At 61.8% G+C, this 18,196-nt stretch carries 20 protein-coding genes; 13 read left to right on the plus strand and 7 right to left on the minus strand.

Annotated features, from left to right (window positions below; translation table 11 throughout):
- Positions 1 to 269: 269 nt before the first annotated feature.
- Both RBR25_RS09990 and RBR25_RS09995 read left to right on the plus strand, forming a co-directional pair.
- Positions 270 to 686: a DUF4112 domain-containing protein gene (locus RBR25_RS09990; protein ID WP_432819460.1), complete on the plus strand. Its 417-nt coding sequence runs from the start codon at positions 270 to 272 to the stop codon at positions 684 to 686.
- A gap of 45 nt (positions 687 to 731) precedes the next feature.
- The gene (locus tag RBR25_RS09995; protein WP_092058795.1) at positions 732 to 890 is read left to right on the plus strand and encodes a YqaE/Pmp3 family membrane protein; all 159 of its coding nucleotides are present in this window, start codon (positions 732 to 734) and stop codon (positions 888 to 890) included.
- 149 nt (positions 891 to 1,039) lie between these two features.
- On the opposite strand, the gene RBR25_RS10000 is transcribed toward RBR25_RS09995, so the two are convergent.
- Positions 1,040 to 1,360: a molybdenum cofactor biosynthesis protein MoaE gene (locus tag RBR25_RS10000; RefSeq protein WP_432819403.1), complete on the minus strand. Its 321-nt coding sequence runs from the start codon at positions 1,358 to 1,360 to the stop codon at positions 1,040 to 1,042.
- 114 nt (positions 1,361 to 1,474) lie between these two features.
- Between RBR25_RS10000 and RBR25_RS10005 the strand changes: the two genes are divergently transcribed.
- A complete protein-coding gene (locus RBR25_RS10005) occupies positions 1,475 to 1,696 on the plus strand; it encodes a DUF1232 domain-containing protein (RefSeq protein WP_432819404.1) in 222 nt (73 codons plus the stop codon).
- A gap of 14 nt (positions 1,697 to 1,710) precedes the next feature.
- Here RBR25_RS10005 and RBR25_RS10010 read toward each other — a convergent pair whose 3' ends face one another.
- On the minus strand, positions 1,711 to 2,631 hold the full coding sequence (locus tag RBR25_RS10010; protein ID WP_432819405.1) for an MBL fold metallo-hydrolase: 921 nt from the start codon (positions 2,629 to 2,631) through the stop codon (positions 1,711 to 1,713).
- 572 nt (positions 2,632 to 3,203) lie between these two features.
- Between RBR25_RS10010 and RBR25_RS10015 the strand changes: the two genes are divergently transcribed.
- Entirely contained in the window at positions 3,204 to 3,926 is a 723-nt protein-coding gene (locus RBR25_RS10015; protein WP_432819406.1) for a hypothetical protein, read from the plus strand.
- Between the two features lie 7 nt (positions 3,927 to 3,933).
- Here RBR25_RS10015 and brnA read toward each other — a convergent pair whose 3' ends face one another.
- The 5 genes from brnA to RBR25_RS10040 all read right to left on the minus strand — a co-directional run bounded on the left by brnA (position 3,934) and on the right by RBR25_RS10040 (position 7,839).
- Positions 3,934 to 4,158, minus strand: a complete 225-nt coding sequence (brnA, locus tag RBR25_RS10020; RefSeq protein ID WP_432819407.1) for a type II toxin-antitoxin system BrnA family antitoxin — start codon at positions 4,156 to 4,158, stop codon at positions 3,934 to 3,936.
- Between the two features lie 22 nt (positions 4,159 to 4,180).
- A complete protein-coding gene (locus tag RBR25_RS10025; protein WP_432819408.1) occupies positions 4,181 to 5,455 on the minus strand; it encodes a TRAP transporter large permease in 1,275 nt (424 codons plus the stop codon).
- Positions 5,446 to 5,928 carry a TRAP transporter small permease gene (locus RBR25_RS10030; RefSeq protein ID WP_432819409.1) on the minus strand — a complete coding sequence of 161 codons (483 nt, stop codon included), beginning with the start codon at positions 5,926 to 5,928 and terminating at the stop codon, positions 5,446 to 5,448. The genes RBR25_RS10025 and RBR25_RS10030 overlap by 10 nt, the downstream gene beginning before the upstream one ends.
- A complete protein-coding gene (gene dctP, locus RBR25_RS10035) occupies positions 5,925 to 6,920 on the minus strand; it encodes a TRAP transporter substrate-binding protein DctP (protein ID WP_432819410.1) in 996 nt (331 codons plus the stop codon). The genes RBR25_RS10030 and dctP overlap by 4 nt, the downstream gene beginning before the upstream one ends.
- A gap of 82 nt (positions 6,921 to 7,002) precedes the next feature.
- On the minus strand, positions 7,003 to 7,839 hold the full coding sequence (locus RBR25_RS10040) for a TRAP transporter TatT component family protein (RefSeq protein ID WP_432819411.1): 837 nt from the start codon (positions 7,837 to 7,839) through the stop codon (positions 7,003 to 7,005).
- Positions 7,840 to 8,060: 221 nt separating this feature from the next.
- Between RBR25_RS10040 and RBR25_RS10045 the strand changes: the two genes are divergently transcribed.
- The 9 genes from RBR25_RS10045 (at position 8,061) to RBR25_RS10085 (ending at position 18,035) form a co-directional block, all read left to right on the plus strand.
- Positions 8,061 to 9,188 (plus strand): exonuclease SbcCD subunit D, encoded by a 1,128-nt coding sequence (locus RBR25_RS10045; protein WP_432819412.1) that lies wholly within the window; start codon positions 8,061 to 8,063, stop codon positions 9,186 to 9,188.
- Position 9,189: 1 nt separating this feature from the next.
- A complete protein-coding gene (locus RBR25_RS10050; protein WP_432819413.1) occupies positions 9,190 to 12,093 on the plus strand; it encodes an AAA family ATPase in 2,904 nt (967 codons plus the stop codon).
- Positions 12,094 to 12,223: 130 nt separating this feature from the next.
- Positions 12,224 to 12,913, plus strand: coding sequence for an aquaporin Z (gene aqpZ / locus RBR25_RS10055; RefSeq protein WP_432819414.1), 690 nt, complete (start codon positions 12,224 to 12,226; stop codon positions 12,911 to 12,913).
- A 28-nt stretch (positions 12,914 to 12,941) separates the two neighbouring features.
- Entirely contained in the window at positions 12,942 to 13,769 is an 828-nt protein-coding gene (locus RBR25_RS10060; protein ID WP_432819415.1) for a tellurite resistance TerB family protein, read from the plus strand.
- A 184-nt stretch (positions 13,770 to 13,953) separates the two neighbouring features.
- Complete coding sequence (locus tag RBR25_RS10065) at positions 13,954 to 14,544, plus strand: LemA family protein (RefSeq protein ID WP_432819416.1); 591 nt, start codon at positions 13,954 to 13,956, stop codon at positions 14,542 to 14,544.
- Positions 14,545 to 14,547: 3 nt separating this feature from the next.
- The gene (locus tag RBR25_RS10070; RefSeq protein ID WP_432819417.1) at positions 14,548 to 15,267 is read left to right on the plus strand and encodes a TPM domain-containing protein; all 720 of its coding nucleotides are present in this window, start codon (positions 14,548 to 14,550) and stop codon (positions 15,265 to 15,267) included.
- Positions 15,268 to 15,425: 158 nt separating this feature from the next.
- Complete coding sequence (locus RBR25_RS10075) at positions 15,426 to 16,061, plus strand: TPM domain-containing protein (RefSeq protein WP_432819418.1); 636 nt, start codon at positions 15,426 to 15,428, stop codon at positions 16,059 to 16,061.
- Between the two features lie 18 nt (positions 16,062 to 16,079).
- Positions 16,080 to 16,577 carry a peptide-methionine (R)-S-oxide reductase MsrB gene (gene msrB / locus RBR25_RS10080; protein ID WP_432819419.1) on the plus strand — a complete coding sequence of 166 codons (498 nt, stop codon included), beginning with the start codon at positions 16,080 to 16,082 and terminating at the stop codon, positions 16,575 to 16,577.
- An 87-nt stretch (positions 16,578 to 16,664) separates the two neighbouring features.
- The gene (locus RBR25_RS10085; protein WP_432819420.1) at positions 16,665 to 18,035 is read left to right on the plus strand and encodes an MFS transporter; all 1,371 of its coding nucleotides are present in this window, start codon (positions 16,665 to 16,667) and stop codon (positions 18,033 to 18,035) included.
- Positions 18,036 to 18,196: the final 161 nt, after the last annotated feature.

Here is an 18,196-nt window from a genome sequence, read left to right on the forward strand (position 1 = left end):
CCCTCGCAAGGCATTGGAATTGTTGAGGAATATACCATAGATTACGTCCCGGCGCAAGAAAAAAATTGCAAATAATCTAATGATTTAAACTATTTGTCGGATCTTCTCTTTTTGCGGTGGCATCAAAGTTAATCATCAGGGAATCTTCGGACCAACGTTTTTGGGCGGTTGCCGTTTTATTATCTAAACCGAGGTCGGAAATGAAAAGAGGCGAGGGCGAAACCGCGCAAGGCACTTCCCGAAAGCGGCTGGAGAGGTTGGCCTGATATCTGGACAGTTCCATCAAGATTCCGGGGTTCAATGCCCGCGTGGGTCTCGACGGATTGCTTGGCCTTATCCCTGGCGCGGGCGATACGATGGGTGCCCTTATTTCCAGCATCGTCATTTCAGAAGCGGTGCACATGGGTGTGCCAAAATCCGTGCTGCTGAAGATGGCTTTCAATATTGCTCTCGATGTTCTCGTGGGGGCCGTTCCCGTGCTTGGAGACATTTTTGATTTTGTCTGGAAATCCAATCAACGCAACGTGGTTCTTCTGAATGACTATCTGGAACATCCTCGGGAAACCCTGGTAACCAGTCGCCTTTTCGCCTGGGGGCTCGGTGCGGTGCTGGCCGTTTTTGCGATCGTGGTCGGCACGCTGGGCTTTGCCTTGGTTCGGGCACTGCTCAATGCCGGCGGCGTCTGATTTTTTTGTTGGATTTTTCGAAGGAAAAAACTTAAGGAGGAAAATATGGATCTGGTTCGCATTCTGATTGCTATTCTCCTGCCGCCCCTTGGTGTTTTTCTGCAGGTGGGTTTCGGCGGAGCGTTCTGGCTGAACATTCTCTTGACGCTGCTGGGGTATATCCCCGGTATCATTCATGCCGTCTGGATTATCGCCAAGCGCTGATGCCTTAACTCCCGCATTCAAGGGGTCGGCAACATTCGACGTGAGCTGAGAGGCAAGCCGTTTTGCTGATAGGGAACGACCTGCCTTTTTTGACCTTGCCCCGAGAGCGCGCGGACGGCGGGATCGTGCCCCCTTTCCCACCCACCCCCTCACTCGACTGAAAAACTTTCGCATTTCCCAATGGATTCGGCCTTGATGCGGTCGAGCAGCAGGGCCAGAGCCGGTTTGACGTTTTCGCGAATGTCGCCGGCGACGATGAGAAAGAGCAGGTCGTCGCCGGGACGCAGAGTCCCCGAGCGGGCCTCGACCAGCACCCGGCAAATCCCCTCTCTCCCTTCGACCTCTTGCCGAATCCCTTCGAGCTTGGCCTGATCCACCCGAACCTCGACCCGGTTGACCGGACTGCGATCCCCCCGCGACCAGGCACGGACAATGCCGTTGTGCACCAGTTCCCTCGCCAGTTCCGCCATCCCGGCGAGCAGAGGGTCTTCCTTCCCTTTTCCGCTTCATGGCGACTGCCCTCATTGATCTCGAATCGGCTATACTATGGGACAGATCTTTCCATCCCCCGAAACGAGGACTTTATGAAAAAAATCGTCGTCATCGCCACGGGCCTGCTCGCCCTGCTCTATCTGCTCAATCCCGGCGCGGGCATTTTCGAGCTGATCCCCGACAACATCCCCTACATCGGCAACCTTGACGAAGCCGGCGCCGTCGCCCTGCTGCTCGCCTGCCTGCGCTACTTCGGTTTCGACCTGACCAGCTTTTTCCGGCGCGACTCGGACCCGAACATCCCCAAGCGCTGAGGACACCGCCCCCCCTATTCCGCCGCCAGCTTCCGCCGCTCCTCTTCGGGCAAGCTCTCGACATATTCGAGCATACCGCGATAGGTGTTGCCGAAAAACATCCGCTCCCGGTGAAGGATGTCGGCGGGAAGCTGGTTGATACGACGGAAATGTTCGTCGGCTTCAAGCAGCCACTGATAGCAGGCCTCTTCCCGCCAACTCTCCTTGAGGTGAGCGGTCTTCGCCACGGCGCGCACCCACAGCTTGAGCTGGCCTTGGGCAATGCGCAGATGCTCCGCAGCGCTGTCGACCATGCCGTAATGACCAAAGACCAGATACCGGGGGTGGAGGGCGAGCATCCGCTCAATGGAGTCGAGAGCCGTGTTGAGCAGAAACTTGGGCGGCGTCGCTGGGCGCATGCAGATTCCCTCCGGCACCGGGTTCCGCACCCCCGCCACTTCTCCACCAAAGAGCAGGTCATCGAGCAGATAGCAGAGATGGTGCTGGGCGTGGCCGGGGGTGAGAAAGGCGCGCACGCCGGTGGCGCCAACCCTCTCCTGAAAACCGATTCTGTCCGCCGGCACCGCCACAATCTCCCCATAGGCCTCAGCGGTTTTGCCCAGAACCTTGAGGGAGCCCTGCCAGAGTTTTTCCGGCGCAACCATATGGCGCACGCCTTCGGGGTGGCAAATGACGAAGGCCTCGGGAAAGGCCTTGAGCAGTTCGCCGGTGCCGCCGGCATGATCGATGTGGATGTGGGTCAGCAGAACGTAATCGATCCGTTCGACACCGTGGCGGCGCAATTCCGTCACCAGATGGGAGATGGTCGAAAGCGGGCCGGGATCGACCATCAGGGTGAAATCGTCCCCCCGATAGCACCAAGAGCTGATGAATTGGCGAAAGCCAGGCAAGGTCGGCTGGTCGAGATCGATGCAAAAAAGTTGAGCGGGATTCATGGGCGCCTCGCGGGAGATGGGGATCACCGGCGTCGTAAGACGCCTGAAGGTCCCGATTGTGGCGGCGAGACGGGGATTTGTCAATGCTCCGCCGTTGACAAATCCCGTCACCTCATCGAACCTTTATTCTCAGGAAGACTGAAATGCCGCCCTGGCAATCACAAACCAACCCTATGCCTTGCTCCCCCCGAAACGAGGGCCTATGTCGATCACGCTCATCAAGCAGCAAATCAACCGGTTTCTGTCAAGCCAGACGCCGGAAGTCATTTCCATCAAAGGGGCCTGGGGGGGGTGGGCAAGACCTACGCCTGGAACACCTACCTGGTCGAGGCGAAAAACCGCAACCGGCTCGCTCCGGAAAAGTACGCCTATGTTACGATGACGCCGTCCTGAAAAAAGCCTTAAAAACCCTGACCCTGCTGACCTGGTGTTTTTACAGCCAGTCGAGCGACGCGCCCCATTACAACTTTGTCCTGGGACGGACCAGCAACTTCGACGACCTGAATGAAGAACCCCTTTCCACGCAGCAACTCCACTGGTGCTCGATCCTGCGTCACTACGATAATTTTTCTATGGATGAATTCGACCGCCCGATTGCCCGTCTCGTCGAATACGGCTATGTGGATGAAACCGGCATCCAAGCGCAAGCGGCGTTACTCCAGCAGAAGATCCAGGCCGCCGACTCGGCATATTCCTTTCAGGAGGCCTGGCGCCGGTTTTATGACTCCTTCGACGATGACAGCCAGGAGGTCATCAAATGCCTCTCGGAAAGTTTCAAGGACAACGCCCGTCATATCAGCCCGGCGCATCTCGACGGCACCGTCCGCCTGCTGCGGCATCTGGGGAAAAACACCGTCGCCACGAAGCTCATCGATCTTTATATCGACATACGCCGGGACGAACCGACTATCTTCTCGCAAAGCCTTTCCATCGTTCCCGCCGAGATCAAGGATGCCGAAGTGGTGGAAAAGTTTACCCGGCAACTGCGGGAGATGCGGGCGGGAGATCCTCTCAGGGAAATTTGCGCCAGACTGGTCGACGGCAGGGGGGGCGAAGAGGAAGAGGAACGGATGGGCAAAGCCGAGGTGCAAGAATACGTGAGCCTATTCAAGGAGCTCAAAGGTCCGGAACTCACCCGCGCCATCGATTTCTGCCTGGAATTCAGCCGCCGGGGAACCGGCACGGCCAACCAACGACGGGTTTCCGAAAACGCGGCCGAGGCGCTGAAGATCATCGGCCGGGAAAGTCGTCTGAATGCCAGCCGCGTCAGCCGCTTCGGCATCCGGGTAGGGTGAAACGATATCAGGAAGCTTGCTTGAGCCGTTCGGCGACCCATATCTTGATGATCGACTGCCTCGGCACACCGAGGCGCTTGGCCTCTTTATCCAACTGATGGATCATCCACAGAGGAAAATTGACGTTGACCCGCTTCTGTTCCTGTGCCGGCCACCGTGCCTTGGCAAGATCGAGCTGACTGGTTATATCCTCGCCATTGTCGAATGCCTGATCGAAGTCTTTAGCTTTCATACAGTTCAATCTCCGTTTTCCATCATCCTCCCACCAATCCCAGACTCAGCCAGGGCCAGTAGGTGATGAGCAGGACACAGAAGAGGAGTATGAACAGAAACGGCAAGGTGGCGCGATAGAGGGTGAGGATCGGCTGGTCGAAACGGTAGCTGGCGATGAAGAGGTTGAGGCCGACGGGCGGGGTGAGGTAGCCGATCTGCATGTTGGCAAGGAAGATGATCCCCAGGTGCAGGGGATCGACATTGAAACCGACCGCCACCGGCAAAATCAGCGGCACCACCAGCACCAGCGCCGAGAAGATATCGAGCAGGCAACCGAGCAGCAGTAGAAAGAGGTTGAGCCAAAGGAGGAAGGTCAGGCGGCTGGAGACGTGGGCCTGCACCCAGTCGAAAAGGCGTTCCGGCACCCCGGCGTCGATGAGGACGTTGGTCGAGGCGAGGGAGACGCCGAGGATGATGAGGATGCCGCCGACCATGACCATTGCCTCGCGGACGACCCCCGGCAGCTGCGTCACTTTGATCTCGCGCAGGACGACGACCTCGACCACCAGCACGTAGAGAGCGGTAACGGCCGCCGCCTCGGAGACAGCGAAATAGCCGCTGTAGATCCCCCCGAGCACGATGAAGGGGAGCGGAAGTTCCCAGGCCGCATCCAGAAGCGCCCGACCCGGCCCGACAGAGGCTGCGTTGTCCCGGGGCAAACGGAAACTGTGCCGGAAGGCGTAGACAAGCAGCAGTGCCAACATCAGCAGACCGGGCAAAAGACCGGCAACAAAGAGCCGGTCGATGCCGACTCCCCGACCGACCTCGGTCTGCTGGGCAACAATGCCGTAGAGAATGAGGGGCAGGGACGGCGCGAAGAGCAGGCCAAGACTCCCCGAGGTGGTGATCAGACCGAGATTAAAGCGTTCATCGTACCCCGCCTGCTGCAAGGCCGGGTAGAGGAGCGCGCCGAGGGCGACGATGGTCACTCCCGAGGCGCCGGTGAAGGCAGTGAAAAAGGCGCAGGCGACTAGGGCGACGGCGGCGAGGCTGCCGGGGAGCCAACCGAAAAGGGCGCGGGTGAGATTGACCAGACGACGGGGCGCTCCGCTTTCGCCGAGCAGGTAGCCGGCCAGGGTGAAGAGAGGAATGGCGAGCAGCACCGGCATCTCGGCGAGGCGAAAGACCTCCACAGCCAAGGCGGCGAGGTCGATCTCGGCCCGCTGGTAGCCGAGCAGGGCGCCAGCGGCGATGATGGCGAAGAGCGGCGCGCCGAACAGGGCGAGGAGGAGCAGACCGAGAGCGATCAGGAGCATGGCGGCGCCTTAGCGAAAAGTCCCCGCAGGCGGCGAGCGGCAACGACCAGATAACGCCAGGCGATCAGGCCGAAGGCCAGGGGGATGGCGGCCTCGAAAATCCAGGCCGGGGGGTTGCCAAGCAGGATCGACTCAGATTCCCGCTCCATCAGCACGAAACGCCCGGCGTGCCAGGCGCAAAGGGCGCAAACGGCCGCGGTAAAGAGAGCGGTGACAAGTTCCGCCGGTGCCGCGAAGCGCTCCGGCAAAAAACGGGAAAGGACATCGATCTTGATATGCTTTCCCTCGCCGCTGGCGACCACCGCCCCCGCCAACCCAAGCCAGAGCAGCAACAGCTTCAGGAACTCATCGGCCCAGAGAAAGCCGCCGCCGAAGAGGTTACGGGCGACGATCTGCCAGACCGCCAGCGCTACCATCACCAGCAAGAGCGCGCATAAAACCAGATTTTCCAATCCCGTCAGCAACCGATTCATGGCCGGTTGCCGCTCCGGCGCTCCTTCAGCAGCGCGACGATCCTCGCATAGAGTTCCGGCGAAAAAGCGCCCTGGGTGCCGAGCCGGACGATGGCTGATTGCGCCCGCTCGCGCATGAGCGCCACCTCGCCGGGCTGGGGCGTCACGAAACTCAGCCCCTGCTTGCGCAGGGTGGCGACGGCCGCCGCCTCGTCCGCCCGGTTCTGTTGGTTGAAGCCCCGATAAACCCCTTCCATCACCTCGCGCACCACCTGCCGATCAGCCTCCGCGATCTTGTCGTAAGCCTTGCGGTCGATGATCAGCACCGCGCAAAGATAGGCCATGGGCGCCTCGGTAACGTACTTGACCCTGGTGTGCCACTGAAAAGCCAGGGCCCCGATGGGAGAGACGCCGACGATATGCACCAACGAGGTCTGTAAACCGGTGAGCACGTCGCTGATCGGCAACGAGATGGGGGAAAGGCCAAGTTCCTCCATGACCGCCGAGGTCACGGCATCCCCCTCCGGCACCCAGAGCTTCTGCCCCTTCAGATCGTCAAGCCGGGCGATGGGACGGTTCCCCATGAGCAGGGCAAACCCCCCTTCGGCGAAACCGAAGCTGACGAAACCTCGTCTTTCCAGACCCTTACCCAGCAGCGGGTCGAATTCCGCGCGCACCGCGTCGACCTCGTCCAGGGAGTCGAAGAGGAGGGGCAGGCCGTACAGGCTCATATCCGGATAGACCTCGGCGAGACCGCCGCCGGTGAAGGCCCCGCCCTGCAACTGGCCAATGCGGATTTTACGCAGCATGCCCTTTTCGTTACCCATCACCCCGCCGCCATAGAGCTTGACCTCCACCCTCCCGGCGGTGCGCTCCTTGATCTCCGCCGCGCCCCGGCGCATCTCGTTCATCCACGCCGAGCCTTCCGGCGCCAGGGTCCCCAGCTTGATTGTCACCGCCGACACAGGCGCGGCCAAGAACAGAGTCAGACATATAATTAGAAGATAACGCATAATGAACTCCCCGCCGGGAACCCGGCGATTACGGTGAATTTGGCGCAGGGGCGAGGCGCTGCCTCGCCCTTTACCGTCCCGATCAGAAATAATCGTCCGCCGATGCCAGCAGGGCACGGGCTTCCTCCTGCGCCAGCACGTTGAACAGGGTCAGCCCCTCGGCGACCGGGTCGGCGGCCAGCACCTCTAAAAGCAGCCGGTCATGCAGTTCGCGGTCGTAGAACATGCGCGCGTAGCGTCGGGCCAGCTCGACCTTGGCCGCCAGATAGCGCCCGCCGGAAAGTTCCATAGCCCGTTCCAGATGGGCGCGGCCCTGCTCGGGCGCGCCGCCCAGAGCCGGTGGCCGCAGCAAGCGCAGAATGCCGAGGTAGAGCTGCGGAGCGCCCTGTTGGTAACCCTCATCCAGTTCCACCAGACGCGCAAAGAGCGCCTCGACCTTGGGCAGATCAGCGAGCGCCACAGGATCGCCCTCACCTGCCTGCAAGCGTGCCAGCCAGGCGACGCCGAAGGCATACAGACGGGGCACATCCCGCTTTCCAAAGCGGGTGAGCGCCGAGGCGAAATCGTCCGCCGCCCGTTCCCATAAGGGCTCGGCGTCCCGGACTTCGACCAGCCGCCTGCCGTACACCCACGCGCGTTCCGCCTGCCGGCGCCGCTGAACGGGGTCAGCCCCCGTCAGGGAACTGTTCAGCGCATAAAGGGAAGCAGCGGAAGAAAGCAGTTTTTTATCCGTCGGATCGTCCAGCAGCAGGCTGTCGAGCAGCAGCAGATAGGCGGGGATCCCCTGGCGCACGGTCTGGGGATCGGGATGATCGAGGACCGCCCGGGAGAGATCGTTGCTCATGCGGCCGATACAGCCGCCCAGCAGTAACAGGATGGCGACTAAGGCGCTGGCAAGAGCAAGGCATCGGCATGTCATAAAAACAACTCCGAGGTTCAATGAAACGCCCTTCATCGACGGGCAATCCAGTGGGCGCGAAGAGAAAGAATCTTCATGAATTTATACCATCCCCGGCAACTCATGCAAGGAGCGCTTGGCCGCCGGACCTGACCGGACCGCTCCACGGGAAACGCGGCTTTTCCTTTACCCCTTCCACTCCCCCTGCTATTCTCTGCCCCGACTCTTTTCAAGGACCAACCATGCGCATCCTGCACACCTCCGACTGGCACCTCGGCCGCCAGTTTCACAACCTTTCTCTGCTCGACGATCAACGTCACATTCTCGATCAGATCGTCGCCATCGTCCGCAACCGCAAGGTCGACGTGGTGCTGGTCGCCGGCGACATCTACGACCGTTCGGTGCCGCCGGCCGGGGCGGTGGAACTGCTCGACGACATCATCCATCGCATCTGCGCCGAGCTCAAGGTGCCGATGATCCTTCTCGCCGGCAACCACGACGGTCCCCGACGCCTGGGCTTTGCCGCCCGTCAGCTGGCCGGCGCCGGGCTGCATGTAGCCGGGCCGCTGTGGAGTGTGCCACGCCCGATCCTGCTTGGCGAAGTGGCCTTCTACCCCATCCCTTATGCCGACCCGGCAACGGTGCGGGAGGTTCACGGCGTCGAGGTCACCGATCACGACAGCGCCTTGGCCTACCTGCTCAGCCGGGTGCGCCAGGACAACGGCCCCACCCGTCCCTGCGTGGTTCTCGCCCACTGCTTTCTCGACGGAAGCGAGCCTTCCGAGTCGGAACGCCCCCTGTCCCTCGGCGGTGCCGATGCCGTTTCACCGGAGCATTTCCGAAATTTCAGCTACGCCGCCCTCGGTCATCTGCACGGCCCTCAATGGCGCGGCGCCGAGCATATCCGCTATTCCGGCTCACCCCTCAAATATTCCTTCTCCGAGGCACGCCAGCGCAAATCGGTGACCCTGGTCGAACTCAATGCAGACGGCAAGGCCGCCATCGAACTCATCCCCCTGACGCCTCGCCACGACATGCGCTGTCTCGAAGGAAGCCTCACCGAACTGCTCGCGGCAGGGGGAAACGATCCCGGAAAAGAGGATTACCTGCTGGTGCGCCTCACCGACCGCCATGCCATTCTCGACCCCATGGGCAAGCTGCGCGCGGTCTACCCCAACGTGCTGCATCTGGAACGTCCCGGCCTGATGGCGGGCACGGAACGAGTACAGGTCAACCGCGACCGCCTGAAACAGGGGGAGTTGGCCATGTTCGAGGATTTCTTCGCGCAGGTGACGGGAGACCCTCCGAGCGAAGAGCAGCGCCGCGTCGTCGCCGACGTGCTCGACAGTCTGCACCGGGAGGAGTTCTGAGATGCGTCCCCTGACCCTGACCCTGAGCGCCTTCGGCCCCTTTCCCGGCAGCGAAACGATCCGCTTTTCCGACTTCGGGGACAACCCCCTCTTTCTCATCAACGGCCCCACCGGCGCGGGCAAGACCACCCTTCTCGACGCCATCAGCTTCGCCCTTTACGGCAAGACCACCGGCGACGAGCGGGAGGGGGCACAGATGCGCTGCGACCTCGCCGCCACTGATACCCTCACCGAGGTCAGCTTCGAGTTCGAACTGGGCGGCCATCGCTTCCGCATCCGCCGGGTGCCGGAGCAGCAACGCCCCAAGGCCAAGGGGGAAGGGACCACCACCCAGAATCCCGAGGCGCAACTGGTAGAACTTTTGGCGGGCGGCGGCGAACGGCTCATCGTCGCCGCCAAGGTCAGCGAAGCGACGCGGGAGATCGAGGGACTGACCGGCCTCTCCGTCGACCAGTTCCGCCAGGTCATGGTGCTGCCCCAGGGGAAATTTCGCCAGTTGCTGCTGGCCGATTCCAACGAGCGCGAGAAGATATTCAGCCAACTCTTCCAAACCCGTATCTACCGCCGGCTGGAGGAGAGTCTTAAAACCCAGGCCGCCGAGATCCGTCGGGAGCGGGAGGAACAGCGGATTCTGCAGGCGGGGATTCTGAGCGGAGCCGAGTTGGAGAGCATCGAACAACTCGAAACGGAATTGACATCCTGCGAGCCGGCTTGTACGACAGCCCGGAAAGAGCAAGAGGCCAAAGAAACAGCACTCTCCGCGGCAGAGAAGGCGCTGACCCAGGGGCAGGCGCTCGAACAAAATTTTGTCCGGTGGGATAAAACGGCAGCGGAGCTCAAGCAGTGCGAAGAAAATCGACCCCGGATCGATGCCATCCGCGCCCAGATCGCCAACGCCGAACGGGCCGCCAAACTTGCCCCCCTCTTTGCCGACCGCAATCGCTGCGAAAAGGATCTGGCACAGGCGAAAAGCGAAGCCGATGAAGCGACCAAACACCTTGCTTCCGCCCGGAAAGCGCTGGATGAGGCGACCGAAAACCGCAAGGAGACCGCTCAACTACAGATCGAACAGAAACAGGCGAACGAGGAACTCACCCGCCTGAAGGGATATCACGAGCGGGTCGAAAGACTGGCAAAAGCCCGCACCCAAAAAGAGGCAGCCGACCGTGCAGCGAAACAGACCCAGTTGGTGCTGCAGTTCAAACAGCTCGCCGACCGCTACCTCGCCCTCCACAACCTCGAAAAGAAAAAACTGGAAGTCGAGCAGCAGCAAGGGATCCTCGCCAAGGCGGAGGAACAGGAAGAGACCCGGCGCCGTGAACACCAGGAGCGAGAAAAACTCGCCAAACGCCTTGAACTCGCCTGGCACCAGGGGCAGGCCGCCATCCTCGCCCGCGAGTTGCAGGAGGGTGCCCCCTGCCCCGTCTGCGGCAGCATCGAACATCCGACCCCGGCCCATACCGACCGGGATCTCCCCAATCAACAGCAGGTGGAACAGGCCCGCGAAGCGGTGCGGCTGGCGACAGAAAGATTAGAAGAAGCCAGGCAGCAGAAAACGAAAAAACAGGAGCGGCTGCGCGACCTCGAACGTGAGGCGAAGAGCCTGCAGGAGTTCGTCACCACCGACGTCACCCTCGACCGATTGAAGGAAGAGATTCGCGCCATGCAGGAAGAGGCCAAGAACCTGGCCTTCTCTCTCCCCGACCGCGAACGGATTCAGCACCTCGACGCTGAAACGCTGCGTACCGAGCGGGAATCGGCGCGGAGCTACGCAGCGGCGGCGCAGGCGCAGGTGGAGAGTGCCGAACAGGAACTCCCGGAGGACTATCGCGAACGGGGAACCCTCGACGGCGCCATCGCCAAGACCGCGGCAACCGCTACTCAGATCGAGAAGAAAATCGAACGGCTCGAAACCTGTTTCCAGCAGGCAACCAATGCCCTGACCGCCGCCAGGACGGCCGGTGATGCCGCCGCAGCACAACGACAAAAAGCCGAAACCGCTCTCACCGTGGCGCAGCAATCTGCCTCCAATGCCCTAAGATCAAGTTCCTTCGCCGATGAAACGACCTACCGCTCCGCCCTCCTCGATGACGAGGAACTGCAGCAACGAAAAGTGGAGGAGAAAGCCTTCGAGAAGAAGTTGGAGCAGTTGACCGGCGCCCACAAGCAGCTGAGCGAGCAGCTTCAGGGAGTAGCACGCCCTGATCTCGCCGCGCTCGTGGCCACAACGGCAGCCGCGAAAAAGGCGAAGGATACGACCACCGAAACATGGAGCAGCCTCGACAAACGCCTGAGTCTGCTGCGCGACACCCGCAAAAAACTCGACAAAACCGCCGCCGAGATGGCCGAACTCGACCGCCGGTATGCCGTGGTCGGCACCCTGAGCGACGTGGCCAACGGCCAAACCGGCGACAAGATCAGTCTGCAACGCTTCGTTCTCGGGGTCCTGCTCGATGACGTGCTGATCGAAGCGAGTCATCGCCTCCAGCTCATGAGCAAGGGGCGCTATCAGCTGCTGCGCAAGGAAGACCGCGCCAAGGGGAACAAGGCCTCAGGGTTGGAACTGGATGTGGAGGACGCCTACACCGGCAAGACTCGGCCGGTAGCGACCCTTTCCGGAGGCGAGAGTTTCCTGGCCGCTCTCGCCCTCGCCCTGGGGCTGTCGGATGTGGTCCAGGCCTACGCCGGCGGCATCCGCCTCGACACCCTCTTTATCGACGAGGGGTTCGGCAGCCTTGATGCCGAGTCGCTGGATCTGGCGATCCGCACCCTGATCGACCTGCAGGCCACCGGCCGCATGATCGGCATCATCTCCCACGTCGCCGAACTCAAAGAACAGATGCCCCTGCGCCTCGACGTCATCGCCGACCGTGCCGGCAGCCGGGTGCGGCTGGTCAGACCCTGACGAATCCCGGCGAAGTTTCTCTCACCATCGACTTGCAATCTCCCAATTTCGAACCATACTCGTGATGTTTCTTGCGGCATTTCGCCACGTTTATTATTCGTGATTTTTGAACAGCGAAATGGAGGAAATCATGAAAGCGTATGGAGCGGAATTTTTCGGTACGTTCTGGCTCGTTCTCGGCGGCTGCGGCAGCGCGGTTCTCGCCGCCGCCTTTCCCGAGGTCGGCATCGGCCTGCTCGGTGTTGCCCTGGCCTTCGGCCTGACCGTCCTGACCATGGCCTATGCCATCGGCCATATTTCCGGCTGCCATCTCAATCCGGCGGTCTCCGTCGGCCTCTGGGCCAGCGGCCGCTTCCCGGCGAATCAGCTCATGCCCTATATCGTCGCCCAGGTTCTGGGGGCGGTAGTCGCCGGCGGCATTCTCTACCTCATCGCCAGCGGCAAGGTCGGTTTCGACGTTGCGGCGGGGTTCGCCTCCAACGGCTACGGCGAGCACTCCCCCGGGGGCTATTCCCTCCTGGCGGCGCTGATCACGGAAGTGGTCATGACCATGATGTTTCTTCTCATCATCCTCGGTGCCACGGATGAGCGCGCCCCGCAGGGCTTCGCGCCGCTGGCCATCGGTCTGGGGCTGACCCTGATCCACCTGATCAGCATCCCGGTCACCAACACCTCGGTCAACCCGGCGCGCAGCACCGGCGTCGCCCTCTTCGTCGGCGACTGGGCGCTGGCGCAATTGTGGCTATTCTGGATTGCGCCCATCGTCGGGGCGATCCTGGGCGCGCTTATCTATCAATTCATCGGCAAACCCGGGCGCTAGTTCGCGCGCCGACAGGAAAGGATAAGCCATGAATATCACGGATCTGTTAGGCGGCCTGATGCAGGCCGGCATGGCCCCCTCGACCAACCGCCGCCTGCAAAACGCCATGGGCGGACAAGACGGCGGCCTCCTCGAAAGCCTCAGCGGCATGCTCGGCGGTCAGAGTGGCGGAAGCGGTGCGGGCGGTTTGGGGGATCTGCTCTCCGGCGCCCTGGGCGGCAAAGGAGGGGGAGGCCTTGGCGGCATGCTCGGCGACGTTCTGGGCCAGGCCGGCCGGATGACAGGGGGCAATCGGAACCTGGCCCTCGGCGGGCTCGGGGCCTTGGCCGGCGCCGTTCTCGGCGGTGGCGGCCGGTCCATGCGCAGCGCCCTCGGCGGCGGCGTCATGGCCCTGCTCGGAGCGATGGCCTTCAAGGCTCTGCAAGGCAGCGGTCAGGAGAGCGGCAAGGTCCCCCTGGGATTGACGGAGCCGCAAACCGAGTCCGACCAGCGCGCCCTGGAGCAGCAGGCGGAACTGGTGTTGCAGGCGATGATCAACGCGGCCAAGTCGGACGGTTCGATCGACCGCGAGGAAATCCAGCGAATCGTCGGCAAGTTGCAGGAGATGGGGGCGGATGAGGAAGCCCTCAACTATGTGCGGGCGGAGATGCAGGCCCCCATGCGCACCGATCATCTCATCGCCGCAGCCGGAGGACAACCGGAAGTCGCCGCCGAAATTTATGCCGCCTCGCTCATGGCGATCGAGGTCGATACCCCGGCGGAAAAGATGTATCTGAATCAGCTGGCTTCGGGGCTGCGTCTCGATCCGCAGACCACCGGACGCATCGAAGAGATGATCGGTCTGCAACCGACCTGAGCGGCCGTTCTCCGAACAGGGAAAGGATAAATCAGAACCAGGGAAGGCCGCCGCGCAGTCAGATCACGCAGGCGGCCTTCTCATCAACCGGCGGCCGGCGCCCTTTACAATCCGGCGCTCGATGACTATAGTGCAACCGTTGCGATTTTCATCATTTGTTCCCTATCGATAAGGAGTCCGTCCCATGTTCAAACGTTTTCTTCCGCTGCTGCTCGCCACGCTGATCACCCTGCCCGCCCTCTCCGGCTGCGGCTACAATCAGATTCAGGAGAACGAGGAGGCGGTCTTCGCCGCCTGGGCCGACGTCGAGGCCACCTACCAGCGCCGCGCCGATCTCATTCCCAACCTGGTCGAGGTGGTCAAGGCCTACGCCGCCCACGAAAAAGAGACCCTGCAGGCAATCACCGAGGCCCGGGCCAAAGTCGGACAAATCAATCTCAGCGCCAAGGATCTCGCCGACCCCAACGCCATCCAGAACTTCCAGGCCGCCCAGGGGGAACTTTCCGGCGCCCTCTCCCGGCTTTTGGTGGTGGCCGAGAACTATCCCGACCTGAAGGCCAACCAGAATTTCCTCGACCTGCAACACCAGCTTGAAGGGACAGAAAACCGCATCAACGTCGCCCGCCAACGCTTCAACGAAACGGTGCAGGTCTTCAACACCTCAATCCGTACTTTCCCCAACAGCCTGACCAACAACTGGTTGCTCAAGCTCGACCGCAAGGAGCCTTTCAAAGCCGAAGCCGGCGCCGCTGTCGCCCCCAAGGTGCAGTTCTAGCCGATGGCTTGGTTGTCTAAAATACTGCCGGCGGTGGTAGCGCTGCTGTTGCTTCCCCTGCCGACGGTCGCCCTCGACGTGCCGCCGGCGACCGGATATGTGGTCGACCGCGCTGGCCTCCTCTCCCCCGGCACTCGGCTCAAGCTCGAACAGTTTCTCGAAAACTTCGAGAAGAGCGACTCGACCCAGCTCGCTGTCCTGACCATTCCCTCTCTCGAAGACGACGCCTTGGAAAGTTATGCCATCAAGGTGGCGGAAACTTGGGGCATCGGCCAGAAAGAAAAGGATAACGGCGCCCTGCTGCTGGTGGCCAAGGCCGAGCGCAAGGTGCGCATCGAGGTCGGCTACGGCCTGGAAGGACGGCTCACCGACCTGCTGGCCGGGCGCATCATCGATTATGAAATCACCCCGCGCTTCAAGCAGGGGGATTTCGACGGCGGGATACTCGCCGGGGTTGCCTCCATGGCCGAGGCGGTGCGGGGCGAATATCAGGGGACCGGGCGTACCGGCCAAAAAAAAGAGGACAACCCCTGGGGGATTCTTGCCTTGCTCCTCTTTCTCGGTCCCGGCCTGATGCTGCTTGGCGGCCCGTCCAGTCACCGGCGTCGGGGTGGTTTCTGGATCGGTGGTCCGCCCTTCGGCGGCAGCAGCAGCAGCGGTGGCGGCTTCGGTGGCTTCGGCGGCGGCGGCTTCGGCGGCGGCGGATCGTCGGGCAGCTGGTGACAGCATCAACTTCGGACTCGCGCCCGCTCTTGCAGTCGCTAGAGTTCGCAGGCCACAGAGAAAAGACAAAATCACCCTCTTTGCTTTTTCTCCGCGCTCTCTGCGTGCTTTAGTGAGCGAAGCGAAGGGGCAAGAGCCGCTTTTAAAAAGGTTTTTTCATGACCAGACTGACCGCTCAAACGATTTTCAACGACGCCGAAAAACAGCTCATCGAAGCAGCGGTGCGCGACGCCGAGAACCGCACCAGCGGTGAGATCGTGCCGCTGGTAGTGGACGAATCCTACGATTATCCCCAGGCCGAACTGGTCGGCGCCGGGTTTTTCGCCCTGGCCACAGCGGTCACCCTAAGCTGGGCCTTCGGCGGTTCGTCGGTGTGGGTCTTCCTCCCCCTCTTCCTCTTGGCGTTCTTCCCGTTCAGATGCCTGCTCCGCCACCTTCCCGAGCTCAAGCGGCGACTGATCCATCCCACCGAAATCGCCGCCGAAGTGGAAGAAAAGGCCCTGGTCTCCTTCATCGAGCAGGGCTTGCATCATACCCGGGACGAAACCGGCATTTTGATCCTCGTCTCTCTCTTCGAGCACCGGGTCTTCGTCCTCGCCGACCGGGGAATCAACAACCGGGTGCCAAAAGAGACCTGGGACGAAATCGTCCATATCGTCACCGAAGGTATCCGCTCTAGCCGCACCTGCGAGGCCCTATGCGTTGCCATCGGCCGTTGCGGCGATCTGCTTCAGACCCATTTCCCGAAAAAAGTGGACGATACGGACGAACTGCCCAATCTGATTCTCGGCTGAGAGCCGCGTGGAGGTCGCATGCCTCAGATCCTCTGGCTTGTTCTGCTGCTGGCGGGCGCGCACCCGGCGGCGGCGCAATCGATAGAAATCTTTTCTGCGTCCGAGGAAACCTACGTTATGACGGAAAAAATCAGCAAATCCAACGCTGAATGGCGTGAGCAGCTGACCCCGCTCCAGTACCACGTCACCCGCGAAGCGGGAACGGAAAAGGCCTTCACAGGCCACCTGTGGAACAACCACGCAACGGGCATCTATACCTGCGTCTGCTGCGGCCTCGACCTCTTCCGTTCCGAGGACAAGTTCGACTCGGGGACCGGCTGGCCGAGCTTCACCGCCCCCATCGCCGCGAAAAATATCGCCACCGCCCCGGACAACTACTTTCTAATGCGCCGCACCGAGGTGCTCTGCGCCCGCTGTGACGCCCATCTCGGTCACGTCTTCGACGACGGCCCGAAGCCGACGGGCAAGCGCTACTGCATCAATTCGGCAGCCCTGGAGTTCGTTCCGGAAAGGTAAAAGCCGCCCGTCATCGCCCTCCTCGCCATTTTTTCCCGCCACATCCGTAATCCAGGCGGGCGTTTTCCCCTCCCCAAACGGATTTTCATGACCTCTCCGATTTCCCGTCGCGCCACCCTCTTCGTCGTCTGCACGGCCCATTTCCTCATGCCCTTCATGATGTCGGCGGTCGGGATCGCCCTGCCCGCCATCGGCCGGGAATTCGCCGCTAGCGCCCGGCAACTGGGGCTGATCGAAACCGCCTATGTCCTTTCCGCCTCGATCTTTCTGCTGGCCATGGGCCGCCTGGGTGATATCCACGGGCGCAAACGCCTCTTCGAAATCGGGATTCTCGTCTTCACTTTGGCCGGCGGACTCCTCTCCCTGTCCTGGTCGGTGGAGGCGATGATCGCCCTGCGCCTTTTGCAGGGGATGGGCGGGGCGATGGTCATGGCCACCACCAACGCCATCGTCGTCTCGGTCTTTCCCGCCCAAGAGCGGGGCAAGGCGCTGGGCATTTCCGTGGCCAGCGTCTACGCCGGCATCTCCTGCGGACCGTTTATCGGCGGCTATCTCGTTACCCATTTCGGTTGGCGCTGGCTCTTCTACCTCTGTATCCCTTTGGGCCTGATCACCTTCTTCGTTTCCCGCCGCAAACTGCGCGGCGACTGGGCCGACGCCGCGGGAGAACCCTTCGACCTGCGCGGCAGCCTGGTCTACGCGGCGGCGATCCTGCTGCTCATCGTCGGCGCCTCCCAACTCGACCAAGGCCGCTGGGCCTGGGGCCTGGCCGCCGGCGGCGTGCTCGGACTCTTTCACTTTCTACGGCTGGAAAGCCGCACCGTGCACCCCCTTTTGAATGTGGCCCTGCTGCGCGAGAACCGGATCTTTGCCCTCTCCAACCTGGCGGCTCTGCTCAATTACGCGGCGACCTTTGGCCTCACCTTTTTCATGAGTCTCTATCTTCAGTACGTCAAGGGGATGAACGCCCATCAGGCCGGCACCATCCTCATCATCCAGCCGATCATGCAGACGTTTTTTTCTCCCCTGTGCGGCAAACTCGCCGACCGCTATCCCGCCTCCCAGGTGGCGACATTGGGAATGGGACTGTGCGCCGTGGGCCTCGGCATCGCCGCGACCCTCGACACCGGAAGTCCACTCGCATTGATCATGGCCATGCTCGCCCTGCTCGGCCTCGGTTTCGCCCTCTTCTCTTCCCCCAACACCAGCGTCATCATGGGCAGCGTGGCGCCCCGCCATCTCGGCGTCGCCTCGGGACTGAGTGCGACCATGCGCACCCTGGGAATGATGACGAGCATGACCATCATCACCGTGATCTTCTCGGTGCTCATGGCCGGAGCCCCGGTCACCGCCGCCACCCAGGACGCCTTTTTGCGTAGCATGACCTGCGCCCTGCTGACCTTCTGCGCCCTCTGCCTGCTTGGCATCCTCTGTTCCCTGGGCCGCATCCGGAAATAAAAAAGGCGGCCTTGCGGCCGCCCTCGGTGGGGATTCGATGTGATCCGTGTCGGCCCGGCATCCATGGACCCGGGGCACGGCCGGGGTCGCGACGACGGGTTCACTCGCCGTAAGGCAGGAAACCCACCGGCAACAATGGACCTGAAACGGAAACCTCGCCA

The organism is Trichloromonas sp. (genome assembly GCF_034006665.1).
Classification (GTDB): Bacteria; Desulfobacterota; Desulfuromonadia; order Desulfuromonadales; family Trichloromonadaceae; genus Trichloromonas.

Coding starts and splice junctions, on each gene's coding strand:
- RBR25_RS09995 (WP_092058795.1), top strand. CDS start 732: ATGGATCTGGTTCGCATTCTGATTGCTATTCTCCTGCCGCCCCTTGGT.
- RBR25_RS10000 (WP_432819403.1), bottom strand. CDS start 1,360: ATGGCGGAACTGGCGAGGGAACTGGTGCACAACGGCATTGTCCGTGCC.
- RBR25_RS10005 (WP_432819404.1), top strand. CDS start 1,475: ATGAAAAAAATCGTCGTCATCGCCACGGGCCTGCTCGCCCTGCTCTAT.
- RBR25_RS10010 (WP_432819405.1), bottom strand. CDS start 2,631: ATGAATCCCGCTCAACTTTTTTGCATCGATCTCGACCAGCCGACCTTG.
- RBR25_RS10015 (WP_432819406.1), top strand. CDS start 3,204: ATGGATGAATTCGACCGCCCGATTGCCCGTCTCGTCGAATACGGCTAT.
- brnA (WP_432819407.1), bottom strand. CDS start 4,158: ATGAAAGCTAAAGACTTCGATCAGGCATTCGACAATGGCGAGGATATA.
- RBR25_RS10025 (WP_432819408.1), bottom strand. CDS start 5,455: ATGCTCCTGATCGCTCTCGGTCTGCTCCTCCTCGCCCTGTTCGGCGCG.
- RBR25_RS10030 (WP_432819409.1), bottom strand. CDS start 5,928: ATGAATCGGTTGCTGACGGGATTGGAAAATCTGGTTTTATGCGCGCTC.
- dctP (WP_432819410.1), bottom strand. CDS start 6,920: ATGCGTTATCTTCTAATTATATGTCTGACTCTGTTCTTGGCCGCGCCT.
- RBR25_RS10040 (WP_432819411.1), bottom strand. CDS start 7,839: ATGACATGCCGATGCCTTGCTCTTGCCAGCGCCTTAGTCGCCATCCTG.
- RBR25_RS10045 (WP_432819412.1), top strand. CDS start 8,061: ATGCGCATCCTGCACACCTCCGACTGGCACCTCGGCCGCCAGTTTCAC.
- RBR25_RS10050 (WP_432819413.1), top strand. CDS start 9,190: ATGCGTCCCCTGACCCTGACCCTGAGCGCCTTCGGCCCCTTTCCCGGC.
- aqpZ (WP_432819414.1), top strand. CDS start 12,224: ATGAAAGCGTATGGAGCGGAATTTTTCGGTACGTTCTGGCTCGTTCTC.
- RBR25_RS10060 (WP_432819415.1), top strand. CDS start 12,942: ATGAATATCACGGATCTGTTAGGCGGCCTGATGCAGGCCGGCATGGCC.
- RBR25_RS10065 (WP_432819416.1), top strand. CDS start 13,954: ATGTTCAAACGTTTTCTTCCGCTGCTGCTCGCCACGCTGATCACCCTG.
- RBR25_RS10070 (WP_432819417.1), top strand. CDS start 14,548: ATGGCTTGGTTGTCTAAAATACTGCCGGCGGTGGTAGCGCTGCTGTTG.
- RBR25_RS10075 (WP_432819418.1), top strand. CDS start 15,426: ATGACCAGACTGACCGCTCAAACGATTTTCAACGACGCCGAAAAACAG.
- msrB (WP_432819419.1), top strand. CDS start 16,080: ATGCCTCAGATCCTCTGGCTTGTTCTGCTGCTGGCGGGCGCGCACCCG.
- RBR25_RS10085 (WP_432819420.1), top strand. CDS start 16,665: ATGACCTCTCCGATTTCCCGTCGCGCCACCCTCTTCGTCGTCTGCACG.